The following is a 23,072-nucleotide window of genomic DNA, read 5'->3' on the forward strand; positions in this document are numbered from 1 at the left end:
AACTTTACTTAAAATATCTTTTTAATTAGTTACTCCATAATATCATTTATATCTTACTCCTCTCCATTTTCTTCCTTGTTTTTAGCTTTAGCACTAGGATCACTTCTTATTGTTTCATCAAAATTTTTTTGCTGATCTGATTGTTTTAATGTTTTAGGTCTATCACTCGTTGTTTTATCAGAACTTCCTTTAGAATCTTCTTTTTTGTCTGGTTGCTTTGGTGTGTTAGGTAATTTAGCCTCAATTTTTCCCCAATCTTTACTCATTTTCTGCTTGATACTCTGTATCATACTTTGGGTCTTATCATCAAGGCCAACGGTTGACAGCATAGCTTGCGATGCGCTCTTAGCAACTGTACCAACACCGCCAGTAACTCCATAACCAGAGCTAAATAGTGTTTGTACCATAGTTTCCGATATAGAAACAAAAGCTTCCATTGCACCGGCAATAATGAGGTATATAAACGCCTGGATTAGGTCTATAGGTAATGCTGCAAAGTGTCCACCAGCCCTTTCTCCGGTACTGAGTGCAACATCAACGCTAGTGCCAGGACTGTATCCAAGAGGCAGTATTGATTTCATCAAGCACAGATCATACGATAAGAAATTTACGCTAATTAAACATTGATAGCATGCAGAAAAATTTGTGAGGTTATATAAAACTGAATACATCAACTGATTTAAAAGAGATAAAAATGAAAATAAAATGACTGGTTCTAATGAAACATGAGCCAACGTTTTTATCCAATTATCAAACAAGGGTTTAGTCTTTTGAAATAGAATAAATACGATAAATAAAGGTGTTAATGACAGTAAAAACGCTACTAGAACAGTAGATATTACATATTTCAATGTAGCACTAATAATGCATTTTAAAAACGCATAAGTAGCGCAGAGTATTGCCAAAAATGCAATAACGCCAAAAGGACCAGAAAGCATCAACGATAAAAACTTTAGCCAAGTTTCTGCTGTGAATAATACTCCTGCTGTCAAGTCTAAGAATGCAAATTTTCTCTCCCCTTCTCCTACATAGCCAGAAAAACTATCAACTAAATAAGTGCTACCATCTATAAAAAGTCTGGATAAAGCTGTACCAAAAAGTTCCCAGCTTCTATCGCTAAAGGCAAAAGCTATAAATGCTATCTTGAACATTCTTACAATGAAATCAAATTTACTTAGCTGTATTGTTCCAAGCATATAGCCAACGACAGTAAATATAACGTATAGAGTAAGCAAAGCTCTTACCCCTTGAAGAAGACCTCTTGCATATCCTTTGTATGAATCTTTAACGCTGTCCCCAATTACTTCTTCTTTTATAAGTTTAAATACCCCGTTTACATTCGATGAAATAAAATCATTAATTTTTCTTTTAACAAATAAAGTTACTGTGTACTTATTATTTTCATAATATTTGCCATTTTTATCTGTAATGTCATCTCTCTCTACGTTGCTTACATTGATGCCGAAATATATCTTCTTAGATTCTTCGTTCTGAAAGTGTTCTCCGCTTATTACATCTAATATGGTGTACTCATCTTTTCCGTTTACTCTTTCTCTCACTCCTACCACTTTAAAATCATTAGTTCCCACACCATGCAAATCTTTAGGTGGCTCATCACCTAAATATACATATAATTTTTCGCCATTAATATATTCACATGATCTAGTCACCTTAACATGGTACCCTCCTCTATTATAGTAATAATGACCATAATCTGCGATAGCGAGCATCACACTACTACCGGGCGTTACCTCGTCATTTACTGGATAATCATTGTTCAATTCCAGAGAAAAATCCTCGAATTTATTGTTATCGCCAATTTGCAAACACATATTATCCCCTTTTGCACCCTCTTTCTTTGGAAGACATTGAATACCTTTAGCGATATTTTTATCATCAGGATCACCAATTTTTGCAACAAGAGCCTCAGCCCAAGATTTATCATCTTCAGTAAAACTACCTGCTTTAACATTCCCTTCCATTTTTTCTAGATAAGAATACATATCACATTTATTTCCTTTATCGTACTTCTTATACCTTATAGAGGAGACACAGTTCCGTTCTCCTGCTTGACCTAAACCATAGTTCCATATACCCTTCTCAGTATAGCATATATTTTGATGGTAACAGTTAAGCTCATAGGAGGAGTACTTTTTTCTCTCATCAAGACTACAGTTTTTTCCATCACATAACTCGTTCAATCCTATTTTAGCGCGGCGTAAATCAAGTAGTGAACCATATACCCATGGTTCGTTGTCTTGAATATAACCTTTATTAAAATGCACCTTATTATCATATGGGGTATACCCATTGCCAACTAGCACTTTGCTTTCCTTTGCTTTTGTTTTATCAAGAGGTAAAAATTGTATTTTATTTTTTGTACCATCTTTACCATCACAAAAAAACTCTCCCCCCTGATGTACTTCACTCACTGTAGCTTTCTTATATACAGTTTCCTTACGGTCATTTTCTACAGCTTTATAACAATTGTCATCAAAATTGATGCCTTTCCCTTCTGGATTGTCGTAATCAATTGTTATTTTTCTGGGAACTAAGCTGAAGCTTAACTTGTCACCAGGATTTACTTTAATTCCAGTGTCCACATAACGTCTATTGCTGCCAAATCCTTTGCCACCACATAGTTCGTTTTTACTTTCATTAACACCATAATTGTTAGGTACACTATTAATATCCGCAGCCTTACTATAATTTGGTTCTGAGCCATCAGCACAAAAGCTAGCTGGCACAAGTACTTTCCTTGGATTTTTGTCTTCTTTAAAAGGGCAAAAATTTACTGATCCATCGAGGGTGAATTTGATTTTCTCACCCTGACTAATTACCTGACCAGAATCAACCCAATGAATTTTATCGGCTTTACGAACTGGAACATCCACATTAACGCTGGTGTTTTTGCTCTGCAACCCAGGCTCGACACAATCCATATTACAACCAGTGATTGCAAGACACAGTATCAATAATAGTGATCTTTTACTTATCATTGCTGTCTTCCTGGTTGTGGTATCTGAGGCGTTGACCTTTGAGTCCCTTGTGGTATTTGAGGTCTTGACGTACCTGACTGTTGAGAGGCATCTCCTCTTTCTCTTCTTTGAACGCTTCGTTCATCTAACCCTACTTTTCCCATTAAGCTTTGTTGATACTGTCTTCCAGGTTCGCTTGCTACATAAGCACCAAACAACGAGTCAGATATTGCCGAAGAAGCTTCAACTAAAGCTTTCATAGCGTGTCCCAAAATAACAAAAGCCATCATAGCGGTAATATTAGGTGTATATTTGGAAGCATAACCATAAAAAATACAAGGGTTAAAAATCTTTAGGTTAATATTAAGTATACATGTAGAGCAGACCTCAAAATCAAATACTGAATACACAATATAATCCATAACCTGACTTATCAGTGATATAAAAATTAAAAGGACCACTGGATGAATTGCAAATCTTGCTAAATTTTTAACCCAGTTTTGAAACATCTGCCTAGTATACGCAAATAAAAGACAAATAATAAAAATAGGTGCTAAAGAAAGTAATAACGCAACTATTGCTATAGATGTAATAAAAGAAAATAAGGCATTAAAAATAGATAAGCTCACTGTGATTAAACCCCAAATCACCAAGCAAAAAGATACAATGCCCAAAGGGCCAGAAAATATAAGAGATACTATTAACAATACTGAATGCGATGACAAGAACCTATTGAGCGGCAAATCAAGAAACTCAAAAACATTTGAAGTAGTGCCTCTAAAATTTGCTATTTCTATTAGTTGTTTTGGAGTGTTAATAAATATAGAGAATGCGTTGTTATAAAAAAAGTCCCAGCTATTATCCTGCAATAGCTGAGCGATGATTCCTATCTTTACGCATATAATTAAAAACTCATATATAGAAATATGAGTTAATCCAAAAAAGTAATAAAGAGTATATAAGATTATATATAGTACTAATAGTGATATTATAGTAGATCTAATGGTATTTGTTCTGCTTGATTTTATAAAACTTTCGTAAAGAGACTTTACAGGACTAGTATCAGAGTGAATTGCGTTAGGGTCTTTATAATTAGAGCCGAAAAATGCAGTTTTCACTTTTTCATCAAAGAAATTATATATTGCACTAAAAGTTTTTGTAGGTGGCTCTTGAGTTGTTAGGTTAATGCTAAACTGACCTTCATTTTTGTAATCGCAGCCATGGTCTCTTATTCCGTAATATATGGTGCCTGTTTTGTCTTTTAATTTTCCTTTCAAGTTTTCCATGTCATGAACTTTGCTGATATCTACAGATATATCCGCTTGATTTTCACCAGGCTTATGCTCAGGGAATTTATCGGAAACACTTATATACAAGCTATTTTCCAGACTATGGTTCTTCGTTACTCTTATGTTGAACCCGCCTTTGTCATTTGTATTGTAGCAGCTCTTGTCATTTCTGCTACATAGACTAAAAGTTAAACTTGGTATTTGATGGTCATTCTCCATCTTATGATCACAACTAGTACATAAACCACCACCTGGAATGTGTTCAAGAGTTTCATTATCCATACCAACTTTTAGAAATGTAATGTCAGTTTTTACCTGTTTTCCCTTTAATACGTTACTAATAATTTCAGCAACAACAGATTCACCACTAGAATTTAAAGCATTGAATAGCTCAATTTCTATATTATTATATTCAATATACACGCAATCCTCGCCTCTACGACCAGAAGAAAATTTACATATACGTCTACAGAGTGAATTTAAAATGTGCGTATCTATCTTACTTGCACTGCTCTCTGAAAGCTTGCTGCAATCTATATTCTCTCCTTGTTTTATAGAGTTAATAATATTTTCAATTTCCTTTTTTCTTTCATCTTGATCTAACTTCGAAAACCAGTACTCTCTTCCACTCAACCATTGCGCATCGCCTATTATATATTTATTAGGACATATCCCATCCTTGCCACCTTGGCATTTCTCTTGATTTAAAACATGTGCAAAATGTTCCGTTTCTTGCTCGCTACACTTTTCGTCGATTTTCAAATACCTGATTTTTGTCTCACTCTCTTTATCTTTACACACTTTACTTCCAATCACACTAAAGCTTATCGTATCGCCTTTTTTAAGTGCAAATGGTAATGCAACGTCATTTCTCCCAGGCCCAATTGCAAAATCTGCATACTGCTTAGGACAAAAATTAACCTTACTAGGCACTATATCAATCTCTGTTACTCTTATTCTATCTGAGATATTAACACCAGAATCAACCCATTTCTGCTCTGTTGACACTATATCTAGTTTTTCACGCAAACCTGATAAATTTTCTGGCTTAATACAGTGATGTTCCCCGCAGCCTGACAGAAAAAAAAACGGTATTATCAGCAAAAATTTTAGCATAAATCCAACTCATTTAGTGCTTTTGTTAACACTCTCGGAGCTACTAGAACCAGAACCTCGAGATTTACTCTTGTCTCCACCACTCAACTTCTTAGCAGCAGCACCAGCAACTCCAGCAACACCCCCAGCAGCAGCTTTGGCAGCAGATAAAGCTTTGCCCACCATTTGTCCAGGTGTCTGACCTGAGCCAAGTGCTGCTCTATGGTTACCAGCAAGTTCAGCAGCCATGCCAGGAAGAATGTTTAAAAAGTGGTAAAAGAGGAATAATACTAAACACAATTTTAATAATTCTCCGATGAGAGAGCTGCCAAACTCCATGTATGTAAAGTCGAATAGACCAAGTATGCTGCTCTTTTTAAAGCTATAATTTTGCATCATACATGCAAGAGTAGTTTCATTTTTATCACATTCCCCATCTTTCAATTTAAACCACTGTTTTTTCTTACTATATGAGATTTCTGCTTGTTTCTTTTCATATGACTTGTCCGGTTGTTCATTTTTATATGACTCGTCCAGTTCAAAATTTAAATTTTTAAAATAGATTTTATCACATGCTATGAACATAAAGGACAAAAACGCAAAAAGGATAACCGGGTATAAGCTATAGGTAATCAACTCTTTCACCCAGCCTTCAAAATATCCTTTGGTGTGTTGGAATAAAACCATAGGAATGAACAAAGGTGATAAAATGATGATTACACTTAAAGCAACTAGAGATAAAATAAATACATAGCACAGCCACAAAATAACCATCATCATCAGAACGGCCATAAATATACAGACAAGAGCTACTAAAATTTGTCCACCAGCAAAAATAATACCGATTACCGAACCTGCAACTAATAAGACAGGAGCAGCACCAAGCAAGACTGCTAACGTTGCAACACCTCCAGTACCAATTTTGCCACCAATTCCATCTAAAGGGGCACCTAAATAAAATAAAATTCTACAATCAAGCCTATCCCAAGGTGCAAGATAACTGTAAGATACCCTCTTTCCTGCACGAGTATATTCATAATCTGTACCTGCTTTATAATTACATATGCCTTTACTTTCAGATGATGCTTTTAGCACTATCTCTGACAAACCATTTGAGAGACGAGTTAATTCTCCATAATAATGAGACATGGTACTGCCTGTTGTGAAGTAAATCACTAAAGCGAATTTTATGATCAACATATACATTTCTTGAGGCCTCTGAACTCCACCAGACATGGCTTTTATAGAGAACAGTATTAAAGCTAAAACTAAAACAGCAGTTACAGTGTTTTTCAGCCTTTTCTGTGCTACAGATATAAAACTCTCACCATTTGGTGCACCTTTACCTGCAACTAAATTATCTAATGATTCCTTAATGCATTGCACTATCATAGAAGTTACGGGAATAGGAGCTAATGATTTACTCCCTGCCTGGTTATAACAAGCTTCAGAAACATACGAGCTAAAACAGCCAGCATTATCATAACCTACAAAAATTTTCCCCCCTTGTCCGTTGAGTCCTTTTTCTTTAGATCTGATAATAGTTTTATAGTCATCATTATTACCAATAGTAACTTTTTCCTCTCCTGTACCATCTTTATTTTTGAATATCATCACAGATTTTTCACACATAGGAGCAAGTAGGTCAGGTGGCAATTCCGTGCACCCCATATCAACCCCTTGCGGCCAAGGAGTCATTTCGATACCAAGCATGCTAACACTGGCTAACTCCACACATAATCTGCCCGTTTTTCTCACTGCTTTGAATGTAGCTCCATGTATGGGTTCGCTCTGTCCTGCTTTGAGAACTCTACATTCCAGACCACCATCAACCTTCGAGGACCATGACCCATCTACGTATCCAGTGTCTTTCTCCCTGACATCAAAGTTTATGTATCCAGGTTCTCCTCTGGAATTAAAGTCTACCTTATTAAAAAGATTACCAAAAGTTAAAGGTTTTCGATGACATACTTCTATATATTCACTGTATTGCACACCATTTTTTGGCCAGTAATAACTCTCTGTACTCTCCTGAACGTTAGAATTTAAGGCTTCTTTTTCTGCTCTTTTCCCGTCATAATCTTTTTTGTTCACGTCTTCCCGAGCTTTATTTTGCAAACAAGAAAAATATTCCTCTTCTGTTTGGTAATTTTCATTGGTGCAGCCACTATAACCTGTGTCTTCTAATTTAAAATTTTTGTATTTTCCATCATGGTCACGTGCAACTGGGTGTTTAACAAAACTATGTTCACAAACAACAAGTCCTCCTATAGCTTTCCAGACTCCAACAATTGCAGCTATCATTCCAACAATAACAAGAGCGGTAAACAAACCAGCAGAAGAAACGATCAAAACAACGCCAGTAAATATTGCGCCAACAGCAATCGCTATTCCAGCAAGTGCTGCAGCTGTTTTAAACGCTCCACAATCAGGATTAGAGGCACGACTAAAACTGCCAGTGGAATTAAATCTGCTAACAAATTCTGTCTTGTCAGTACCACTTACTCCATCTGCAAGCACTGGATATGAGAGTAAAAAGTCTATATTTAGTAAAAATATCGCAATTAATAGCAATGACAGCTTAGTCTTAAACATTTTTTACCTTCTGATAAAATATAGGCAACCATACTTTTGGGTTGTCCCCAACTTCATTTAATATATCGTGTAACAATAGAACACTTTCTGCACGTCCGGATAATACGTTGATTATATCATCCAGGCCTTTTAAGTCTATTCTAGCTACTACAGCATTGACTCCTTGTTTCACCAAAAAGAATCTAGTACTCGGATCTGTGTGCTTAATTAATATATATTCACGTTCAGTTAACATAAAAACATCCCGATAGACACTAGTAGCTTTCAGATTTGGTAAAAAAATCTGTGTCGCTGTTTGTTGTACAAGCGTATCGCTAATAGTACTTTTACTTGCATCCTCAACACTCTGAGTAGCAAAAATCACAAAAGCATTTAGTTTTCTCAGTACCTTCAACCAGTCTTTTATCTTGGGTGCAAAAACTGGATTATCTATTAACGCCCATGCCTCATCAAGAACGATAATAGATGGAGTGCCATCAAGAGATATACTAATCCTATGAAATAAATAAATCAAGACCGGTCCAAGAGCAACAGGATCTTTGAGCAAGCTAGCCATCTCAAAACCAAATACTCTTGCTCGTGAAAAATCTAGCAAATCTTCTTTATTGTCAAATATTGCAGCATGAGAACCATTATCATGCCACATAGATATTGCCCCAGCTAGAGTATCAGGACCTGCAAGCCCTAAAAACGGTACGAGGTTTCTCAAGAATCTGTCTTCTTTTCTTAATTTAAAATTTCCTTCAATTGCATCATTAATTCGTGCAATATCTTCTGAAGTAAATTTATCATTATATACCGAAATTAAAGACTTTATCCACTCCATTAAAAATGTTCTATTATCAGAGGTATCATCAAGTTGTAAAGGATTAAAATTTGTTTTAGTTCTTGGTTCTATTACAGTATAGATACCACTAAGTGCTCTTAAGAAAATCTCTGCACCGCGATCTTTATCAAAAAAGAATATCCTTGGAGAAAACTTCATCGCTTGGGCACACAGGAAATTCATTAAAACAGTTTTACCAGCACCAGTTGGGCCAATTATCATAGTGTGTCCAACATCCCTTATATGAAAGTTGAAAAAAAATGGAGTACCAGATGTCGTGTCAAAAACTGTAACGGCATCTCCCCAGTGGTTATTGAATTTATTACCAGTAGGATAATTATGTTGAGATGCAAATCCAGCCAAATTAAGACTACTTATTGTAGCTTTTCTCACTATATAATCGAAATTACCAGGAATTTGCGCCCAAAATGCTGGTTCAAGGTTAACTCTCTCACGTATAGGGTAAACACCGCAATTAGAAAGCTCTGATTCTACCAACGACAGAGCGTTATCCAATGATTTAGGACTTTTTTCTATACATAAAATAGTCAGGTGATGTTGACCAAACGCAATCTTACCACTCATTGCGTCATCAAGCGCTTGAGAAATTTCTGCTATTTGAGAAATAGCTTTATCTGCAGACTGTATCATTCGATTTTGCTGTATCTGCATTTTTCCAATCGCCATTTGCCTGTTTATAAATTGAAAAGATTGCGTAATTATAAACTCGTAAGGAAGTTGTAAAAACGAATCAAGCATTCCTGCAGAAGTATGATTTCCATATTCTTTGATACTAATTATTCCAGCATATTTACTCTCATTATGAGTCACAACCTGTATCATCTTACGGCCAAAGAATAACCTATGTACTGGTAAGTATCTTGATATTTCAGTTCTTAGCGGAAAAAGCGTATTTGTAACGAAGCCACAATTTACGATTCTAGATAGAAACTCCATTATTTCGCAGAACAAACCATCTGGAGTTTCTTTTACTCCAAGAATTTTAGGCGAATAATTTCTAAGGCTTGTCACTACACGATTTGTCGTTTCCTCTAAATCTTCATACGTGGCACGTATATCACTTTCCCAAGCATGTTTTGAAGTTACATGTCCGAATTTTTTTAGTAGATGTGACAAAAATTCTACTCCTTTTGTGTCCGCTCTACGGATAATCGTAATGTATAGGTCATTAATAAATGATTGCCTTGTTGCGTGTTTTTCTCTCCATTTTAGATTTACGTGATTAGCGAAAAAATTCGGCAAACCTTGACTTGCAAATTCATCAGAAAAAATATTTTTCTTACGTCTGATAGTATGAAAATACAAACTAAATGCCGGAGATGAAATGCTTCTTAGCATCTGATTCCTGATGTTGTTCTGTATGACTAAATCCTCGTCATCGGCAGTTTCAAATGCAAAACCACTTAATTTTATAACCTTAACCAACCAATTTTCTTTTGTCATCAAGGTTGTGCTATTCCAATAGCAAGAATAAGGAATAAATTCAGCAGCGTGAACTTCCCTGTTCAGAGTAGATTTATTCTTTGATTGAATAGCCCTAAACCTCAGCATCACACAACGTTAAGCAATATCATAAGAATTGGCTCCATGGTAAAAACGATTTAAACATTTCGAGCACTTTCCCAATTTTACCATAAATAATTCAATAAACAACGGTTCTTTTGCAGAAGCTATATAACCAAGTCCATGTATACCTGGTAACATTAAGAGAATCACTCTTAAATTATTTGAATTAATGAAAATTAGCATGCAAATCAGGACGTTTAATATTGCAAACATATAACTCACACCAAAGAGCATTGCAGGTCTTGTAAGACCTTTAAATAATTGATCTGTTTGTATACTACCTGTGGACATATCTTTAACCTTCTAATAATAGCTCTAACACTAATACTATATCATTATATTAAAAATCCATTGAAACTAGTAGCACTTTAAGTTAAGATACATTATTTAATCCCGATAATGACAAGTTGGCCATTTCAAGAAGCAGAAAAAATATTGCAAGAGTTTCCTAATAAAAAAGAAATAATATTTGAAACTGGTTATGGACCCTCTGGTTTACCCCACATAGGAACCTTTGGAGAGGTTTTCCGCACTACAGTTATTGTAAATGCATTAAAAAAAATAGCTCCTGGTATAAAAACCAAAATCATTGCAGTTTCAGATGATATGGATGGTTTGCGAAAAATACCAGATAATGTGCCAAATCAAGAGATGCTAAGAGAGCACTTAAATAAACCATTGACTATGATACCTGATCCATTTGGCACTCATCAGAGTTATGGTCATCATATGAATTCATTGTTGTGTAAATTTCTTGATATGTTTGAATTTGAATACGAGTTCAGGAGTGCAACAGAGTGTTATAAATCTGGCGTTTACGATGAAAAACTTTTACTCTTACTGAAAAATTATGATAAAGTGATGGACGTAATGCTTCCATCATTTCGGGAAGAAAGACAGCAGACTTATAGTCCATTCTTGCCAATATGCCCAAAAACTTCTCAAGTTTTACAAGTTCCAGTAATTGAAACAAATACAGAGAAAGGAACAATCACATATGAAGACCCAAACGGGGAAAAAATAGAAGTTCCAGTGACAAAAGGAAAATGTAAACTGCAATGGAAACCTGATTGGGGAATGAGGTGGGCCGCATTTGGAGTAAATTACGAAGCTCACGGAAAAGATTTAACTCCATCTGCTGTGCTTTCAAGTCAAATATGTGAAATACTTGGAGAAAAGCCACCACTTCTGTTTTGCTACGAGCTTTTCCTTGATAAAGAAGGAAAGAAAATATCAAAATCAAAAGGAAATGGCATTTCAATTGAAGAGTGGCTAACTTACGCACCAACAGAGAGCTTAGCATTGTACATTTTTCAGAGTCCTAAAAAAGCTAAACGTTTATATTTTGATGTGATACCAAAATCAACTGATGAATATTTAGAATTTGTAAAGCGTTATCATGAGAACAAAGAAAAGGATATAAATAATCCTGCTTGGCACATTCACCAGGGCAATGTTCCCAGTATAGAAACTTCAGGCATAAATTTCTCACTACTTTTAAACCTAGCAGCAGCTTGTAATGCTGAAAACAAAGAGATCCTATGGGGTTTTATATCCTCTTATGCACCAAACGTTACACCAGAAAATAATAAAATGCTTGATAGACTTTCAGACTTCGCAGTAAAGTATTATCACGATTTTATCAAGCCAACAAAATCATATAAAACTCCAAATGAAAAAGAAAAAGCAGCGTTACTAGATTTGAAGGACACTTTACATTCTCTATCTACAACTGCTACTGCTGAAGAAATTCAATCTCAGGTATTTTCTATTGGAAAAAAATATGATTACACCAACTTACGTGACTGGTTTCAGCTATTATATGAAACGTTACTTGGCCAAAAAACCGGTCCAAGAATGGGATCTTTCATAAAGCTTTACGGAATAGGTAATACGATTTCTCTCATAGAAAGCGCTACTAAATGTATACTTTAGAGTTTACCTCCTTTCATTTGAGCTCTTTAGTTTTAATAAGAATTCCTTGACAAACTCCGCTAGCCCCCTTATCATGAAACTGAAGCTATTGTATTTGCTTTCGCCAATCTGCAGATTAAAAGGTAAGGATTACTTAATGTATCGGCGTCTTATGTTCAATTTTTTGCAGTATATAGATACTGTATGTCTTTACAAAACTTCATCTACATCTAGGTTTTTATCTAAATAAGCTGAACGCGCTTATAAAGCGTTACAAGACATCAAAAAATGCCAATACTCGACAGAGATAGTAAAAGACTAGCTAACTCGGGGATTCTTTGTCTTTTTTTCTGCTTAGTAAATTTCTTAAACGTTTGCAGCGTAAGTTAGTTGCAATTAAAAGCAGCTGAATTTCGCTTGTCAAGCGTTTAAAACATAAAAAACGCCAATATTTTAAAGCGGATAATAACCCCAGGGCTTCTTTTGCCTTTTTTTTCATTTGGTAAATTTCTTAATGTTTATGGCTAAACGACAACCGTCATCCCGCTACTTGTTAGCGGCTGAGATACCGCGAATGAATCGCGGTATGACGGTTCGCGGCGGCATGACGATAAGGTTTATACCTTGTCATCCCAGTGCTTGACACTGGGATCCAGCTTTCTTTATAAATTCACCAAAAGTGCTTCATTCTATAACGCAAAACCCATACTCACCAAATCCAATGCATTACTTGCAATTAAGTTTCCTGGATCCCAGTGTCTGGGCACTGGGATGACACCATCATAAAGGAATCAGTGTCAGCTACTTTCATGACACCATTCTTTTTCCTGGATCCAAGTAGTCGAGCTACTTGGATGACAGCTAGCCTGACAACCGTCATCCCGCTACCTGTTAGCGGGATCTATGCTAAGAGATACCGCGAATGAATTGCGGTATGACGGTTTGCAACGGTATGACGGTTCGCGGCGGCATAGTAATTCGTCATCCCGCTGCTTGTTAGCGGGATCTCTTGTTAGCGGCTAAGAGATACCGCGAATGAATCGCGGTATGACGGTGTAGACGATGGTTAATAGCTCTTTCCACAGAAGTCCGGATATGATAAGATAAGGATAGATGGCGATAAGGAGGTTGGATGCCGGCAGCATATAGTTATGATTTAAGAAAAAAAGCAATGGAAGCACTAGACGAAGGGGAAAGCAGAGAAGCAGTGGCAGCAAGATTTAAAATTGGACGAACTACTTTGTGGGAGTGGCAGCAAAGAAAAAAAGAAACAGGCGACTTTCAGTCAAAAAAACTCGGTAATGGAGGTTACAATCAGAAAATTATCGACTGGAATAAGTTTATCGAATTTGCTAAAAAACACGGTAGAAAAACTCTGTCGGAAATGGCTAAACTTTGGGGCAACGTTAGTATCCAAACGATCCACCGAGCTCTCAGAAAAATTGGATTTACGCGCAAAAAAAGACATATGGATACAAGGAAAGGAACGAAGAAAAACGTGCTGAATTCTTAAAAATTATAGCAACAAAAGAACCAGAAAACTTAGTGTATATAGATGAGTCTGGGATTGATAACACGGAGGACTATCCATATGGGTATTGCCAGAAAGGACAGCGATTTTATGCCCTAAAATCTGGAAAAAAAACTCAACGAATCAGTATGGTTGCAGCTTTAAGTAGAAGAAAGATAGTTGCTCCATTAACATTTGAAGGCCACTGTAATATGGATATTTTTAATGGATGGTTTGAGCAATTTTTGGCACCGATCTTAGAACCTGGACAAACTGTCATTCTTGATAATGCTACTTTTCATAAGTCTGATAAGCTTATCAAGCTCGCTAAAGGAGTCGGTGCAGAAATTTTGTATCTGCCGCCTTATTCTCCAGATTTTAACAAAATTGAGCATCATTGGTTTGCTATAAAAAACAGAGCCAGGAAAAACATTCCTCTATTCGAATCCTTTCGTCGTGCTGTTGATTCTGCCTTCCTATGACCTATTCGGACTATTATGAGAAATGCTATAAGTATCCCGCTGCTTGTTAGCGCCGCGGCGGTATGACGGTTCGTGGTGGTATGACGTAGAGTGCTTAGAAGCTGCTATTTTGCTACAAATGGCTGTAATGGCATCATCTATTTTATTGCTATCACAGCCTGTTTGTGCAAGTTCAGCGTTCCCATCACAATTTTTTTCAACTGCTATTGATACTAGTTCTTTTGCACTAATTTTATTAGCTAAGTCTTTACTTACTTTAATAATCAAGACTGTTTTATCTTTTTCTGTTGCCGTGAAAGCTATTATCGTTTTTGGTTTTTGTTGCTGCAAAACAAACTCTCTTATTATATTCGCTGGAATATTGGTAAAAGCATGACTTACAAAATTTATTCCATTTATTTCAGTGCTTTTTATGCTCTCTGCGCTTATAAGTTTTTTATATAAATTTTTTATTTTAGCTTCAGATTCTTTGCGCTCTTGATTTAAAATATTTAATCGGTTTATTATTTCACTTGCTGGTGCTTTTACGAATTCTGCAACTTTTTTTAAGTTAATTTCATTATCACGTACATAATTGATTGCTTCCTGACCAGTTAAAGCTTCAATTCTTCTCACTCCAAAAGCAACAGAACTTTCTGTTACTATCTTAAATAAACCAATTTCTCCAGTATGTTCAACGTGCGTGCCACCACACAGTTCTCTTGAATCTCCAATCTTCACTACTCTTACTTGGTTGCCATATTTTTCACCGAATAACGCCATAGCTCCTTCGTCTATTGCCTGATTCATGCTCTGAATTTTTGTAGACGTAGAAAGGTTTTCTCTGATTAGAGAGTTTACCATATCTTCTACTAAGAATAGCTGATCCTGAGTAACTTGAGTGTTATGACTAAAGTCAAATCGTAACTTATCCGGTGCAACTAGGGAACCTTTTTGAGTGACATGGTCACCCAAGATTTTTCTCAATACAAAGTGCAAAAGGTGTGTAGCTGAATGATTTCTTCTTAAGGTTTGCCTTCTTTCCTTGTCAATGCTTGCTGCAACTGTGTTACCTTTACAAATTGAACCGAACTTAACTATGCATCTGTGCAAATATAGGTCATTAACCTTATTGGTATTCTCGACTATAATAATACTTCTATCAGATTTGATCAGACTGCCAGTATCTCCCACCTGTCCACCTGACTCGCCATAAAAAGGTGTTTTATCAAGTATAATGGTTATCTTTTCTCCCTCCTTTGCAGAATCAATTACTTCATTTTTAGAGGAAACTATAGCTAGTATTTTCGCATCATTTACTTCATTGAACTCATAACCAACAAATTTTGTTTTGCCAAATTTATCGATCAAATCAAACCATACTTGCTCAACAGATTTTTCACCAGATCCAGCCCATTTAGCACGTGCTCTCTCTTTTTGTTCTCCCATTGCATCATCAAAACCCTTCTGGTCAAAATTTATTTTTTTCTCTTTTAAAATATCAAGTGTAATATCCAAAGGAAATCCATAAGTATCATATAGCTTAAACGCTAATTCTCCAGGCAGAGTGTCACCTGGTTTTAAATCTGCAGTGAATTTTTCCAATAGACTAATGCCTTTCATCAAAGTGTCTTTAAAGTTTTCTTCCTCTGATTTTAACGTCGTTTCTATTAAGCTTTTAGCTCTGACTAATTCAGCTCCCATATAAGCCGAACTCGTGCTATCTATCAACACTGGAAAAATACGATGGAGTAGGGAATCATTATATCCAAGCAGGTGAATATAACGTGTGGCTCTCCTAATTAATCTGCGTAATACGTAATTCCTGCCCTCATTTCCAGGAAGCACTCCTTCTGCGATGAGAAATGCAGCCGCGCGAAGATGATCTGCTACGATCTTATGCGCTATTTTATTTTCTGTTCTTCCACAATACTCTTGAGATTTATTTATCAAAGCAGAAAATAAATCAATATCATAGTTATCATGGACGTTTTGCATAACAGCCGCTATTCTTTCAAGACCCATTCCAGTATCGATGCATTTTTTTGGCAATTTGTGTAAATTACCTTCTTCATCTTTGTTAAACTCCATGAATACCAGATTCCAGATTTCAACAATTCTATCGCCCTCTTGTAAATTAGGACTCCCATGGTCATAAAAAATTTCAGAACATGGACCGCACGGACCAGTGCTTCCCATACTCCAAAAGTTATCATCCGTTGTAATTCTTATGATTTTATCACTTGAAAAGCCACTTATCTTACGCCAAATCTCGTACGCCTCATCATCAGTATGGTAGACGGTTATGGATAGTCTGTTTTTATCAAGAGATAACTCTTTAGTGATAAATTCCCACGCAAATTCTATCGCAGTTTCCTTAAAGTAATCACCGAAGCTAAAATTTCCGAGCATTTCAAAAAATGTGTGATGCCGAGTTGTATAGCCAACATTTTCCAGATCATTGTGTTTACCGCCTGCTCTTAGGCACTTTTGACTTGAGACAGCACGTTTCATTTCAGTTTTTTGAGCACCAGTAAAAATATTTTTAAACTGCACCATACCAGCATTTGTGAACATGAGCGTTGGGTCATGTTCTGGAATCAAAGGAGAAGAAGAAACCTGCTCGTGGTCATTATTTACAAAAAATTTTATAAATCTTTCTCTGATTTCGTTTAGCTTCATCGTTTTTATTGAGGTTATCTATAAATAATAAGTTGTAATGGAAATAAAATCAATACCACTCTCTAGATCTCAGAACTTCTAGTGACATGCACCTTGTGGTAAGAAAAAATCAATATATTCACGATAAATTTACCTCATATCTGTGTTTTATATGTGGAAATTGGAATGGAAATTTATGTAGGCAAAGAAAAAAGAATAGCAAATGTGGTGACTCAACACTGGAATGACATAAAAGGATCAGACAGAGATTGGCCAGAAAGGCATGAAATAGACACTGCAGAAATAATGGAGTCATGGCAGCATTGTTTTATCATTGAAGTCAAAGATCAAGGTTATATTTGCGAAAATGCAGGAGAAAAGGCTGTTGAATTCTATGGTTTTGAGAACAAGACGCGTATTGATAATAAGTATGCAATTGATGCACCATTTTTGCGACTATATAAAATAGATGCAGTCATTGATAAACTTGATACTGTAATAGAGAGTAAATGTCCAATCAACGAAGAGGAAGAAAGTGAAAGTGTTAAAATGAGGCAAGTATTGTTGCCACTTGGGAATAAAGAAGGTATAACACATATATTGGGCGTAATTACTTTTAAACTCCTTTAATATACAATTTTAATTTGATTCTTTAATAAAATTATTTATACTACTACTTAATTACTATTAAAGAACTCAATAGTAGTGCTTGTAAATTTGTTTAGAATATGAAGAAAATAAAATTAAAAACCAAATCCTCTGTCAAAAAGCGCTTTCACCTTACAGCTAAGGGTAAAGTCATTTCTACTCAGTCAGGCAAAAGGCATGGCATGGTAAAGAGAAGTAAATCTAATATTCGTAATCAGCGCGGTACAACGATTCTTGGTAAATCTGACTCGCGTATAGTTAAGCTTTATATGCCTTATGGTATTTAATAAAATGGAGGTAAAATAAAATGGCTCGGGTAAAACGTGGAGTCACTACTCACGCTCGTCATAAAAAAATATTGAAACTGGCAAAGGGTTATAGAGGGCGCGCAAAAAGTTGTTATAGAATTGCATTACAAAGAGTTGAAAAAGCACTGCAATATGCTTATAGAGACAGAAGAAATCGTAAACGTGATTTTCGTGGTTTATGGATAATACGTATTAATGCAGCAGTAAGAGAGCATGGGCTTACTTATGGTAGGTTTATGCATGGTCTTACACTTGCCGGCATTGATTTAAATAGAAAGATTCTTGCTGAGATGGCCGTTAATTATAAGGATGATTTTGCCAAATTAGTAGAAGCTGTAAGTGGTAAATTAGCAGAGAATTCTTAAAGCAAAGACACCATGAGAATTATTTTCATGGGGTCACCAGAATTCGCTGTTAGTACGCTAAACTTACTATTGAAATCACAGAATAAAATAGTAGCAGTATACACCAAGGCTCCAAAACCTTCAGGGCGTGGACAGAAGCCAACGAAATCTCCAGTACATGTTATCGCTGAAGAAAGTAACATAGAGGTATGTACTCCTATCTCTCTAAAGTTTTCGGCAGAGCAAGAAAAATTTAGAAATTTCAAACCAGACGTTGCAGTTGTAGCTGCGTATGGATTGATACTTCCAAGAGAAATTTTGAATATTCCAAAATATGGTTGTATTAATATTCATCCTTCATTACTACCAAGGTGGCGTGGTGCAGCCCCGATACAGCACACAATTTTAGCAGGAGATCAAGAAACCGGGGTTAGCATTATGCAACTGGATGAAGGATTAGATTCCGGCCCTATTTTAAAACAGGAAAAATTTCTTATCGAAAAGAACGATAATTACAAGACATTGCATGATAAATTGTCTGAATTAGGCAGTGATTTACTGCTGGAAGTGCTAAACGAAATTGAAAAACAGCTTCTCTTAAAACAGAACGATAACGATGCATGTTACGCTAACAAAGTGGAAGACTATAAAATTTATGCAAGTGATGCCTGTGAAGTTGCTTATAGAAAGGTTAAAGCGTTTTACCCAAAAGCATTCATTAAGATAGAAAATAAACGTATCAGGATACTTGATGCTGACTTTGAAGCTCTCGCTTCAGAACAAGGTAAGATTGTTAACGATAATATGCACATAAGTTTAAAAGGTGGCACTTTAATTCCTAAAGTTGTACAAATGGAAGGGAGAAATCCTTGCAGTATTGAAGATTTTATTCGTGGCTTGAAATCAAGCATGGTAAAAAAATTTATAGAATAGACTGCTTTAAATTAGTGTAGAAATGTAATAGCTAAATTTCCTTTTCTTAGATATAATCTTATAAAATTTTCTGTACAAAAATGAAAATCAAAAGAGCTTTAATATCGGTATATGATAAAACGAATATAATTGATCTTGCATCGTTTTTAATGCAGCAACAAATAGAAATTCTTTCAACAGGAAATACTTATAAAGCACTATCTGATGCCGGAATAAAAACGCAAGAAGTATCAGATTATACGCAATTTCCAGAGATACTGGGTGGTAGAGTAAAAACTTTACACCCTAAAATTCATGGAGGAATACTTTATGATCGAGAAAAGCACAAAAAGGAAGTGCAAGATCTAGAAATTGAGCCAATAGACCTGCTTATAACTAACCTATACCCATTTTGGGAGACAGTAAGTAGCAGCTCAAATGAAGAGCAAATTATAGAACAAATTGATATCGGCGGAGTGGCATTAATTAGAGCTGCAGCAAAAAACTTTCGTTTTACTTCAGTTATTTCTAGCATTCAAGACTATGAAGCACTGAAAGCTGAGATGATAGAAAATAACAATAAAACAACATTGGAATATAGAAAACACTTAGCAACCAAAGCATTTGCTCTCACTGCACACTACGATTCTAATATTCACAGTTGGTTTTTATCCCAGAGTAAAAATAATGAGTTACCAGAGTTTTTTGCTCTATACGGGCATAAAGTACAAGAACTCAGGTATGGTGAAAATCCCCATCAAAAAGCTGCATTTTATAGTAATCAATTTACAGAATATCCGTTGGAAAAACTACATGGAAAAGAGTTGAGTTATAATAATATAGTAGATATAGAATCCGCACTTAACATAACTTCTGAATTCGAAGAACCTGCAGCAGTGATAATCAAGCATAATAACCCATGTGGCGCTGCTATTGGTAATAATGCTTTGGAGGCATATGAAAAAGCTCTATCGTGCGATGAAGTAAGCAGTTTTGGTGGTATAGTTGCCTTAAACCGGGAGATAGATTTAAAGCTAGCGGAAAAATTAAACGAGATATTTTTAGAAGTAGTGATAGCACCATCGGTAAACAATGAGGCACTAAAAATTTTACAAAGAAAGAAAAATTTAAGAGTGATTATTCATAAATCTTTTCAACAAAATGTGAAATACCAAACTAAAAATGTTGTTGGTGGGTTTTTGGTGCAAGAAAATAATGACCACACAATAAAAGCAGAACAAGTAACAGAATGCACTGCAACAGACAAAGAAAAAAAAGATCTTATTTTTGCCTGGAAAATATGTAAGCATGTGAAATCCAACGCAATAGTTATAGCAAAAGATGGTTGTGCTATTGGCATCGGCGCAGGGCAAACAAGCAGAATAGATAGTGTGAACATTGCAGTGAAAAAAGCAGGTGAAAAATGTAAAGGTGCGGTGCTTGCTTCAGATGCATTTTTCCCATTTCCAGATAGCATAGTAGAAAGCACAAAACATGGAATTACAGCTATAATTCAGCCCGGTGGCTCGCTAAAAGATCAAGATGTGATAAAAGCTGCAAATGAAAATAAAATTGCTATGTTTTTCACTGGCGTTCGCAGTTTTTTCCATTAGGCTTTGTGTCTTATCGTCATACCGCCACAAACCGTCATACCGCCGCGGTATCTCAGCCGCTAACAAGAGATCCCGCTAACAAGCAGCGGGATGACGAGCTTATCGTGCTGCCACGAACCGTCATACCGCCACAAACCGTCATACCGCCGCGGTATCTCAGCCGCTAACAAGAGATCCCGCTAACAAGCAGCGGGATGACGAGCTTATCGTGCTGCCACGAACCGTCATGCCTCTGCGAACCGTCATACCGCCGCGGTATCTCAGCCGCTAACAAGCAGCGGGATGACGGCTGTCGCTTAGCCACAAACGTTAAAAAATTTACCAAATAAAAAAAAAGGCAAAGAAGCCCCGTGGTGCGAGTTTTGACCCTCTAATACTTTAAATTGGCGCTGTAATAATGTGCTAACGCTTAAAATAAGCGCGATTTGGCTGAATGTAGAAAAAATTAAAAAGACATGCAGCCGCTATAATTTTATGTAATCCGCCAATAGATACTCCAAGTTTTTTACTGAATTTTTGTTATTGAACCCGCGCGGATCAAAAACAAGTTTTGAGTCAGAAATACTCTTAATACTACAATAAGGGGGCTGGCGGAGTTTGTCAAGTAAGTTTTTTCGTTTCTGTGACCAGTTGGACTTAAAGTCTACACAAAAAACGTTTACAACCAACGTTCAACATGGTAAATTAAAAACGGTTTATTCCTCGGTAGCTCAGTGGTAGAGCAGTTGGCTGTTAACCAATTGGTCGCTGGTTCGAATCCGGCCCGGGGAGCGTTTCTCTGTGAAATTCTAGTGTTGATTTTATATGAACATTAAATCAGTGGTTTTATGTATACTAGATGGCTGGGGAAATGGAATAGAGAATAATAAATACAACGCTATTAGCAACGCAAATCCACCTTGTTGGCAATACATTAGCTCTAATTATCCAAAATGCAGTTTATCCGCCTGTGGAACTGATGTTGGGTTACCTGGTGGTCAGATAGGTAACTCAGAAGTTGGCCACATGAATATTGGCAGTGGTAGAGTAGTAATGCAAAGCCTTCAGCGCATTAATCAAGAGATTGGAACAATAGAAAACAATGTAAATCTACAAAGTTTTATTAATGATCTAAAAAGTAAGAATGGTATATGCCATCTAGTGGGATTGGTGTCAGATGGCGGTGTTCATTCGCATCAAAAGCATATTTCAACTTTAGCAAATAAAATATCACAGCATGGAATCAAAGTGGTGATACATGCATTTTTAGATGGCAGAGACACATTGCCAAATTCAGGAAAAAAATGCATTCAAGAATTTATAAAGAGTATAAAGGGAAATGACATAAGAATTGCTACTGTTTCTGGGCGTTACTATGCTATGGACCGTGATAACAGGTGGGAGAGAACAATTGAAGCTTATGAGGCTATCGCATTTGCAAAGGCACCTCGTCATGATAATGCAGTATCGTTGATTGATGAAAATTATCAAAATAACATAACTGATGAGTTTGTCAGGCCTGCAGTAATAGGTGACTATCAAGGTATAAAACCAGAAGATGGAGTGCTGTTGGCTAACTTTCGTGCTGATCGAATGATACAATTAGCAAGTATTTTGCTAGGCAAAACAGACTATATTGAGGTAGCAAAACTCTCTTCAATTCTAAGCATGATGAAATATAAAGAAGATCTCAAAATTCCTCATATTTTTCCTCCTACTTCTTTCGCTGATACTCTAGGACAAACAATAGCAGACAATAAATTGCAACAATTACGTATCGCCGAAACCGAGAAATACGCTCATGTGACTTTCTTTTTCAATTGTGGAAAAGAAGAACCTTTCTCTGGTGAAGAAAGAATACTCATTCCCTCACCAAAAGTTCAAACTTACGATTTGCAGCCCGAAATGTCAGCCTTCGAGCTCACAGAAAAGCTTGTAGAAAAAATTCACTCCCAAGAATTCGCACTGATAGTTGTAAATTACGCTAATCCTGATATGGTAGGGCATACAGGTAATATAAAAGCAGCCGAGAAAGCTGTGCTAGCTGTAGATGATTGTCTTGCGAAAGTGCTGAGTGCTGTTAAAAAGTCAAGCAACACCGCATTAATTGTCACTGCAGACCACGGTAATGTGGAATGTATGTTCGATGAAGAAAATAATACACCTCACACAGCACACACTCTAAATAAAGTGCCATTTATTGTGTCTTGCGATAATCTAAAACTAAGAGACGGAAGGTTATCTGACATTGCCCCTACTATTTTACAGCTACTTGGAATTAAAAAACCAAACGAAATGACAGGCAGTTCGTTGATTTCTTGCATTACCCTCTGTCATTCCAGCTAGGCAGCG

General features: G+C 36.2%; 16 protein-coding genes and 1 tRNA gene. 9 read left to right on the top strand and 8 right to left on the bottom strand.

Annotation, left to right across the window (positions count from 1 at the left end; all coding sequences use genetic code 11):
• Positions 1-53 precede the first annotated feature (53 nt).
• The 5 genes from ABWU40_RS05605 to ABWU40_RS05625 are packed head-to-tail and all read right to left on the bottom strand — an operon-like array spanning position 54 to position 10,661.
• Positions 54-2,999, bottom strand: a complete 2,946-nt coding sequence (locus tag ABWU40_RS05605) for a type IV secretion system protein (RefSeq protein ID WP_353279165.1) — start codon at positions 2,997-2,999, stop codon at positions 54-56.
• The gene (locus ABWU40_RS05610; protein WP_141457233.1) at positions 2,996-5,383 is read right to left on the bottom strand and encodes a type IV secretion system protein; all 2,388 of its coding nucleotides are present in this window, start codon (positions 5,381-5,383) and stop codon (positions 2,996-2,998) included. Before ABWU40_RS05610 ends, ABWU40_RS05605 begins: the two co-directional genes overlap by 4 nt.
• Positions 5,384-5,392: 9 nt before the next feature.
• Complete coding sequence (locus tag ABWU40_RS05615) at positions 5,393-7,957, bottom strand: type IV secretion system protein (protein WP_353279166.1); 2,565 nt, start codon at positions 7,955-7,957, stop codon at positions 5,393-5,395.
• On the bottom strand, positions 7,950-10,355 hold the full coding sequence (locus ABWU40_RS05620; RefSeq protein WP_010962886.1) for a VirB4 family type IV secretion/conjugal transfer ATPase: 2,406 nt from the start codon (positions 10,353-10,355) through the stop codon (positions 7,950-7,952). The genes ABWU40_RS05615 and ABWU40_RS05620 overlap by 8 nt, the downstream gene beginning before the upstream one ends.
• Positions 10,356-10,364: 9 nt before the next feature.
• On the bottom strand, positions 10,365-10,661 hold the full coding sequence (locus tag ABWU40_RS05625) for a type IV secretion system protein VirB3 (protein ID WP_141457237.1): 297 nt from the start codon (positions 10,659-10,661) through the stop codon (positions 10,365-10,367).
• 108 nt (positions 10,662-10,769) lie between these two features.
• On the opposite strand from ABWU40_RS05625, the gene ABWU40_RS05630 reads away from it, so the two are divergent.
• Complete coding sequence (locus ABWU40_RS05630; protein ID WP_015589250.1) at positions 10,770-12,305, top strand: lysine--tRNA ligase; 1,536 nt, start codon at positions 10,770-10,772, stop codon at positions 12,303-12,305.
• A 301-nt stretch (positions 12,306-12,606) separates the two neighbouring features.
• Here ABWU40_RS05630 and ABWU40_RS05635 read toward each other — a convergent pair whose 3' ends face one another.
• Entirely contained in the window at positions 12,607-12,783 is a 177-nt protein-coding gene (locus tag ABWU40_RS05635) for a hypothetical protein (RefSeq protein ID WP_155968420.1), read from the bottom strand.
• A gap of 237 nt (positions 12,784-13,020) precedes the next feature.
• Positions 13,021-13,164, bottom strand: a complete 144-nt coding sequence (locus ABWU40_RS05645) for a hypothetical protein (protein WP_153801319.1) — start codon at positions 13,162-13,164, stop codon at positions 13,021-13,023.
• A 252-nt stretch (positions 13,165-13,416) separates the two neighbouring features.
• On the opposite strand from ABWU40_RS05645, the gene ABWU40_RS05650 reads away from it, so the two are divergent.
• Positions 13,417-14,276 (top strand): IS630 family transposase gene (locus ABWU40_RS05650; protein WP_156518142.1). Its coding sequence is split into 2 segments (ribosomal slippage): positions 13,417-13,741 and positions 13,741-14,276, totalling 861 coding nucleotides; the frame shifts between segments, so codons are not numbered across the junction.
• Here ABWU40_RS05650 and alaS read toward each other — a convergent pair.
• Positions 14,271-16,937, bottom strand: a complete 2,667-nt coding sequence (alaS, locus tag ABWU40_RS05655; RefSeq protein WP_353279167.1) for an alanine--tRNA ligase — start codon at positions 16,935-16,937, stop codon at positions 14,271-14,273. The two genes, ABWU40_RS05650 and alaS, sit on opposite strands and share 6 nt — an antisense overlap.
• A gap of 165 nt (positions 16,938-17,102) precedes the next feature.
• On the opposite strand from alaS, the gene ABWU40_RS05660 reads away from it, so the two are divergent.
• The 7 genes from ABWU40_RS05660 (at position 17,103) to gpmI (ending at position 23,066) form a co-directional block, all read left to right on the top strand.
• A complete protein-coding gene (locus ABWU40_RS05660) occupies positions 17,103-17,546 on the top strand; it encodes a PAS domain-containing protein (protein ID WP_015589252.1) in 444 nt (147 codons plus the stop codon).
• A gap of 98 nt (positions 17,547-17,644) precedes the next feature.
• The gene (gene rpmI / locus ABWU40_RS05665; protein WP_015589253.1) at positions 17,645-17,851 is read left to right on the top strand and encodes a 50S ribosomal protein L35; all 207 of its coding nucleotides are present in this window, start codon (positions 17,645-17,647) and stop codon (positions 17,849-17,851) included.
• 20 nt (positions 17,852-17,871) lie between these two features.
• Positions 17,872-18,237: a 50S ribosomal protein L20 gene (rplT, locus tag ABWU40_RS05670; RefSeq protein ID WP_015589254.1), complete on the top strand. Its 366-nt coding sequence runs from the start codon at positions 17,872-17,874 to the stop codon at positions 18,235-18,237.
• A gap of 12 nt (positions 18,238-18,249) precedes the next feature.
• On the top strand, positions 18,250-19,149 hold the full coding sequence (gene fmt, locus ABWU40_RS05675; RefSeq protein WP_015589255.1) for a methionyl-tRNA formyltransferase: 900 nt from the start codon (positions 18,250-18,252) through the stop codon (positions 19,147-19,149).
• Between the two features lie 80 nt (positions 19,150-19,229).
• On the top strand, positions 19,230-20,741 hold the full coding sequence (gene purH / locus ABWU40_RS05680; RefSeq protein ID WP_015589256.1) for a bifunctional phosphoribosylaminoimidazolecarboxamide formyltransferase/IMP cyclohydrolase: 1,512 nt from the start codon (positions 19,230-19,232) through the stop codon (positions 20,739-20,741).
• Positions 20,742-21,440: 699 nt separating this feature from the next.
• Positions 21,441-21,512 (top strand) — tRNA-Asn (locus ABWU40_RS05685).
• A gap of 33 nt (positions 21,513-21,545) precedes the next feature.
• Positions 21,546-23,066: a 2,3-bisphosphoglycerate-independent phosphoglycerate mutase gene (gene gpmI, locus ABWU40_RS05690; protein WP_015589257.1), complete on the top strand. Its 1,521-nt coding sequence runs from the start codon at positions 21,546-21,548 to the stop codon at positions 23,064-23,066.
• Positions 23,067-23,072 lie beyond the last annotated feature (6 nt).

This window comes from Wolbachia endosymbiont (group A) of Cydia amplana (genome assembly GCF_964028495.1).
GTDB classification, from domain to species: domain Bacteria; phylum Pseudomonadota; class Alphaproteobacteria; order Rickettsiales; family Anaplasmataceae; genus Wolbachia; species Wolbachia pipientis.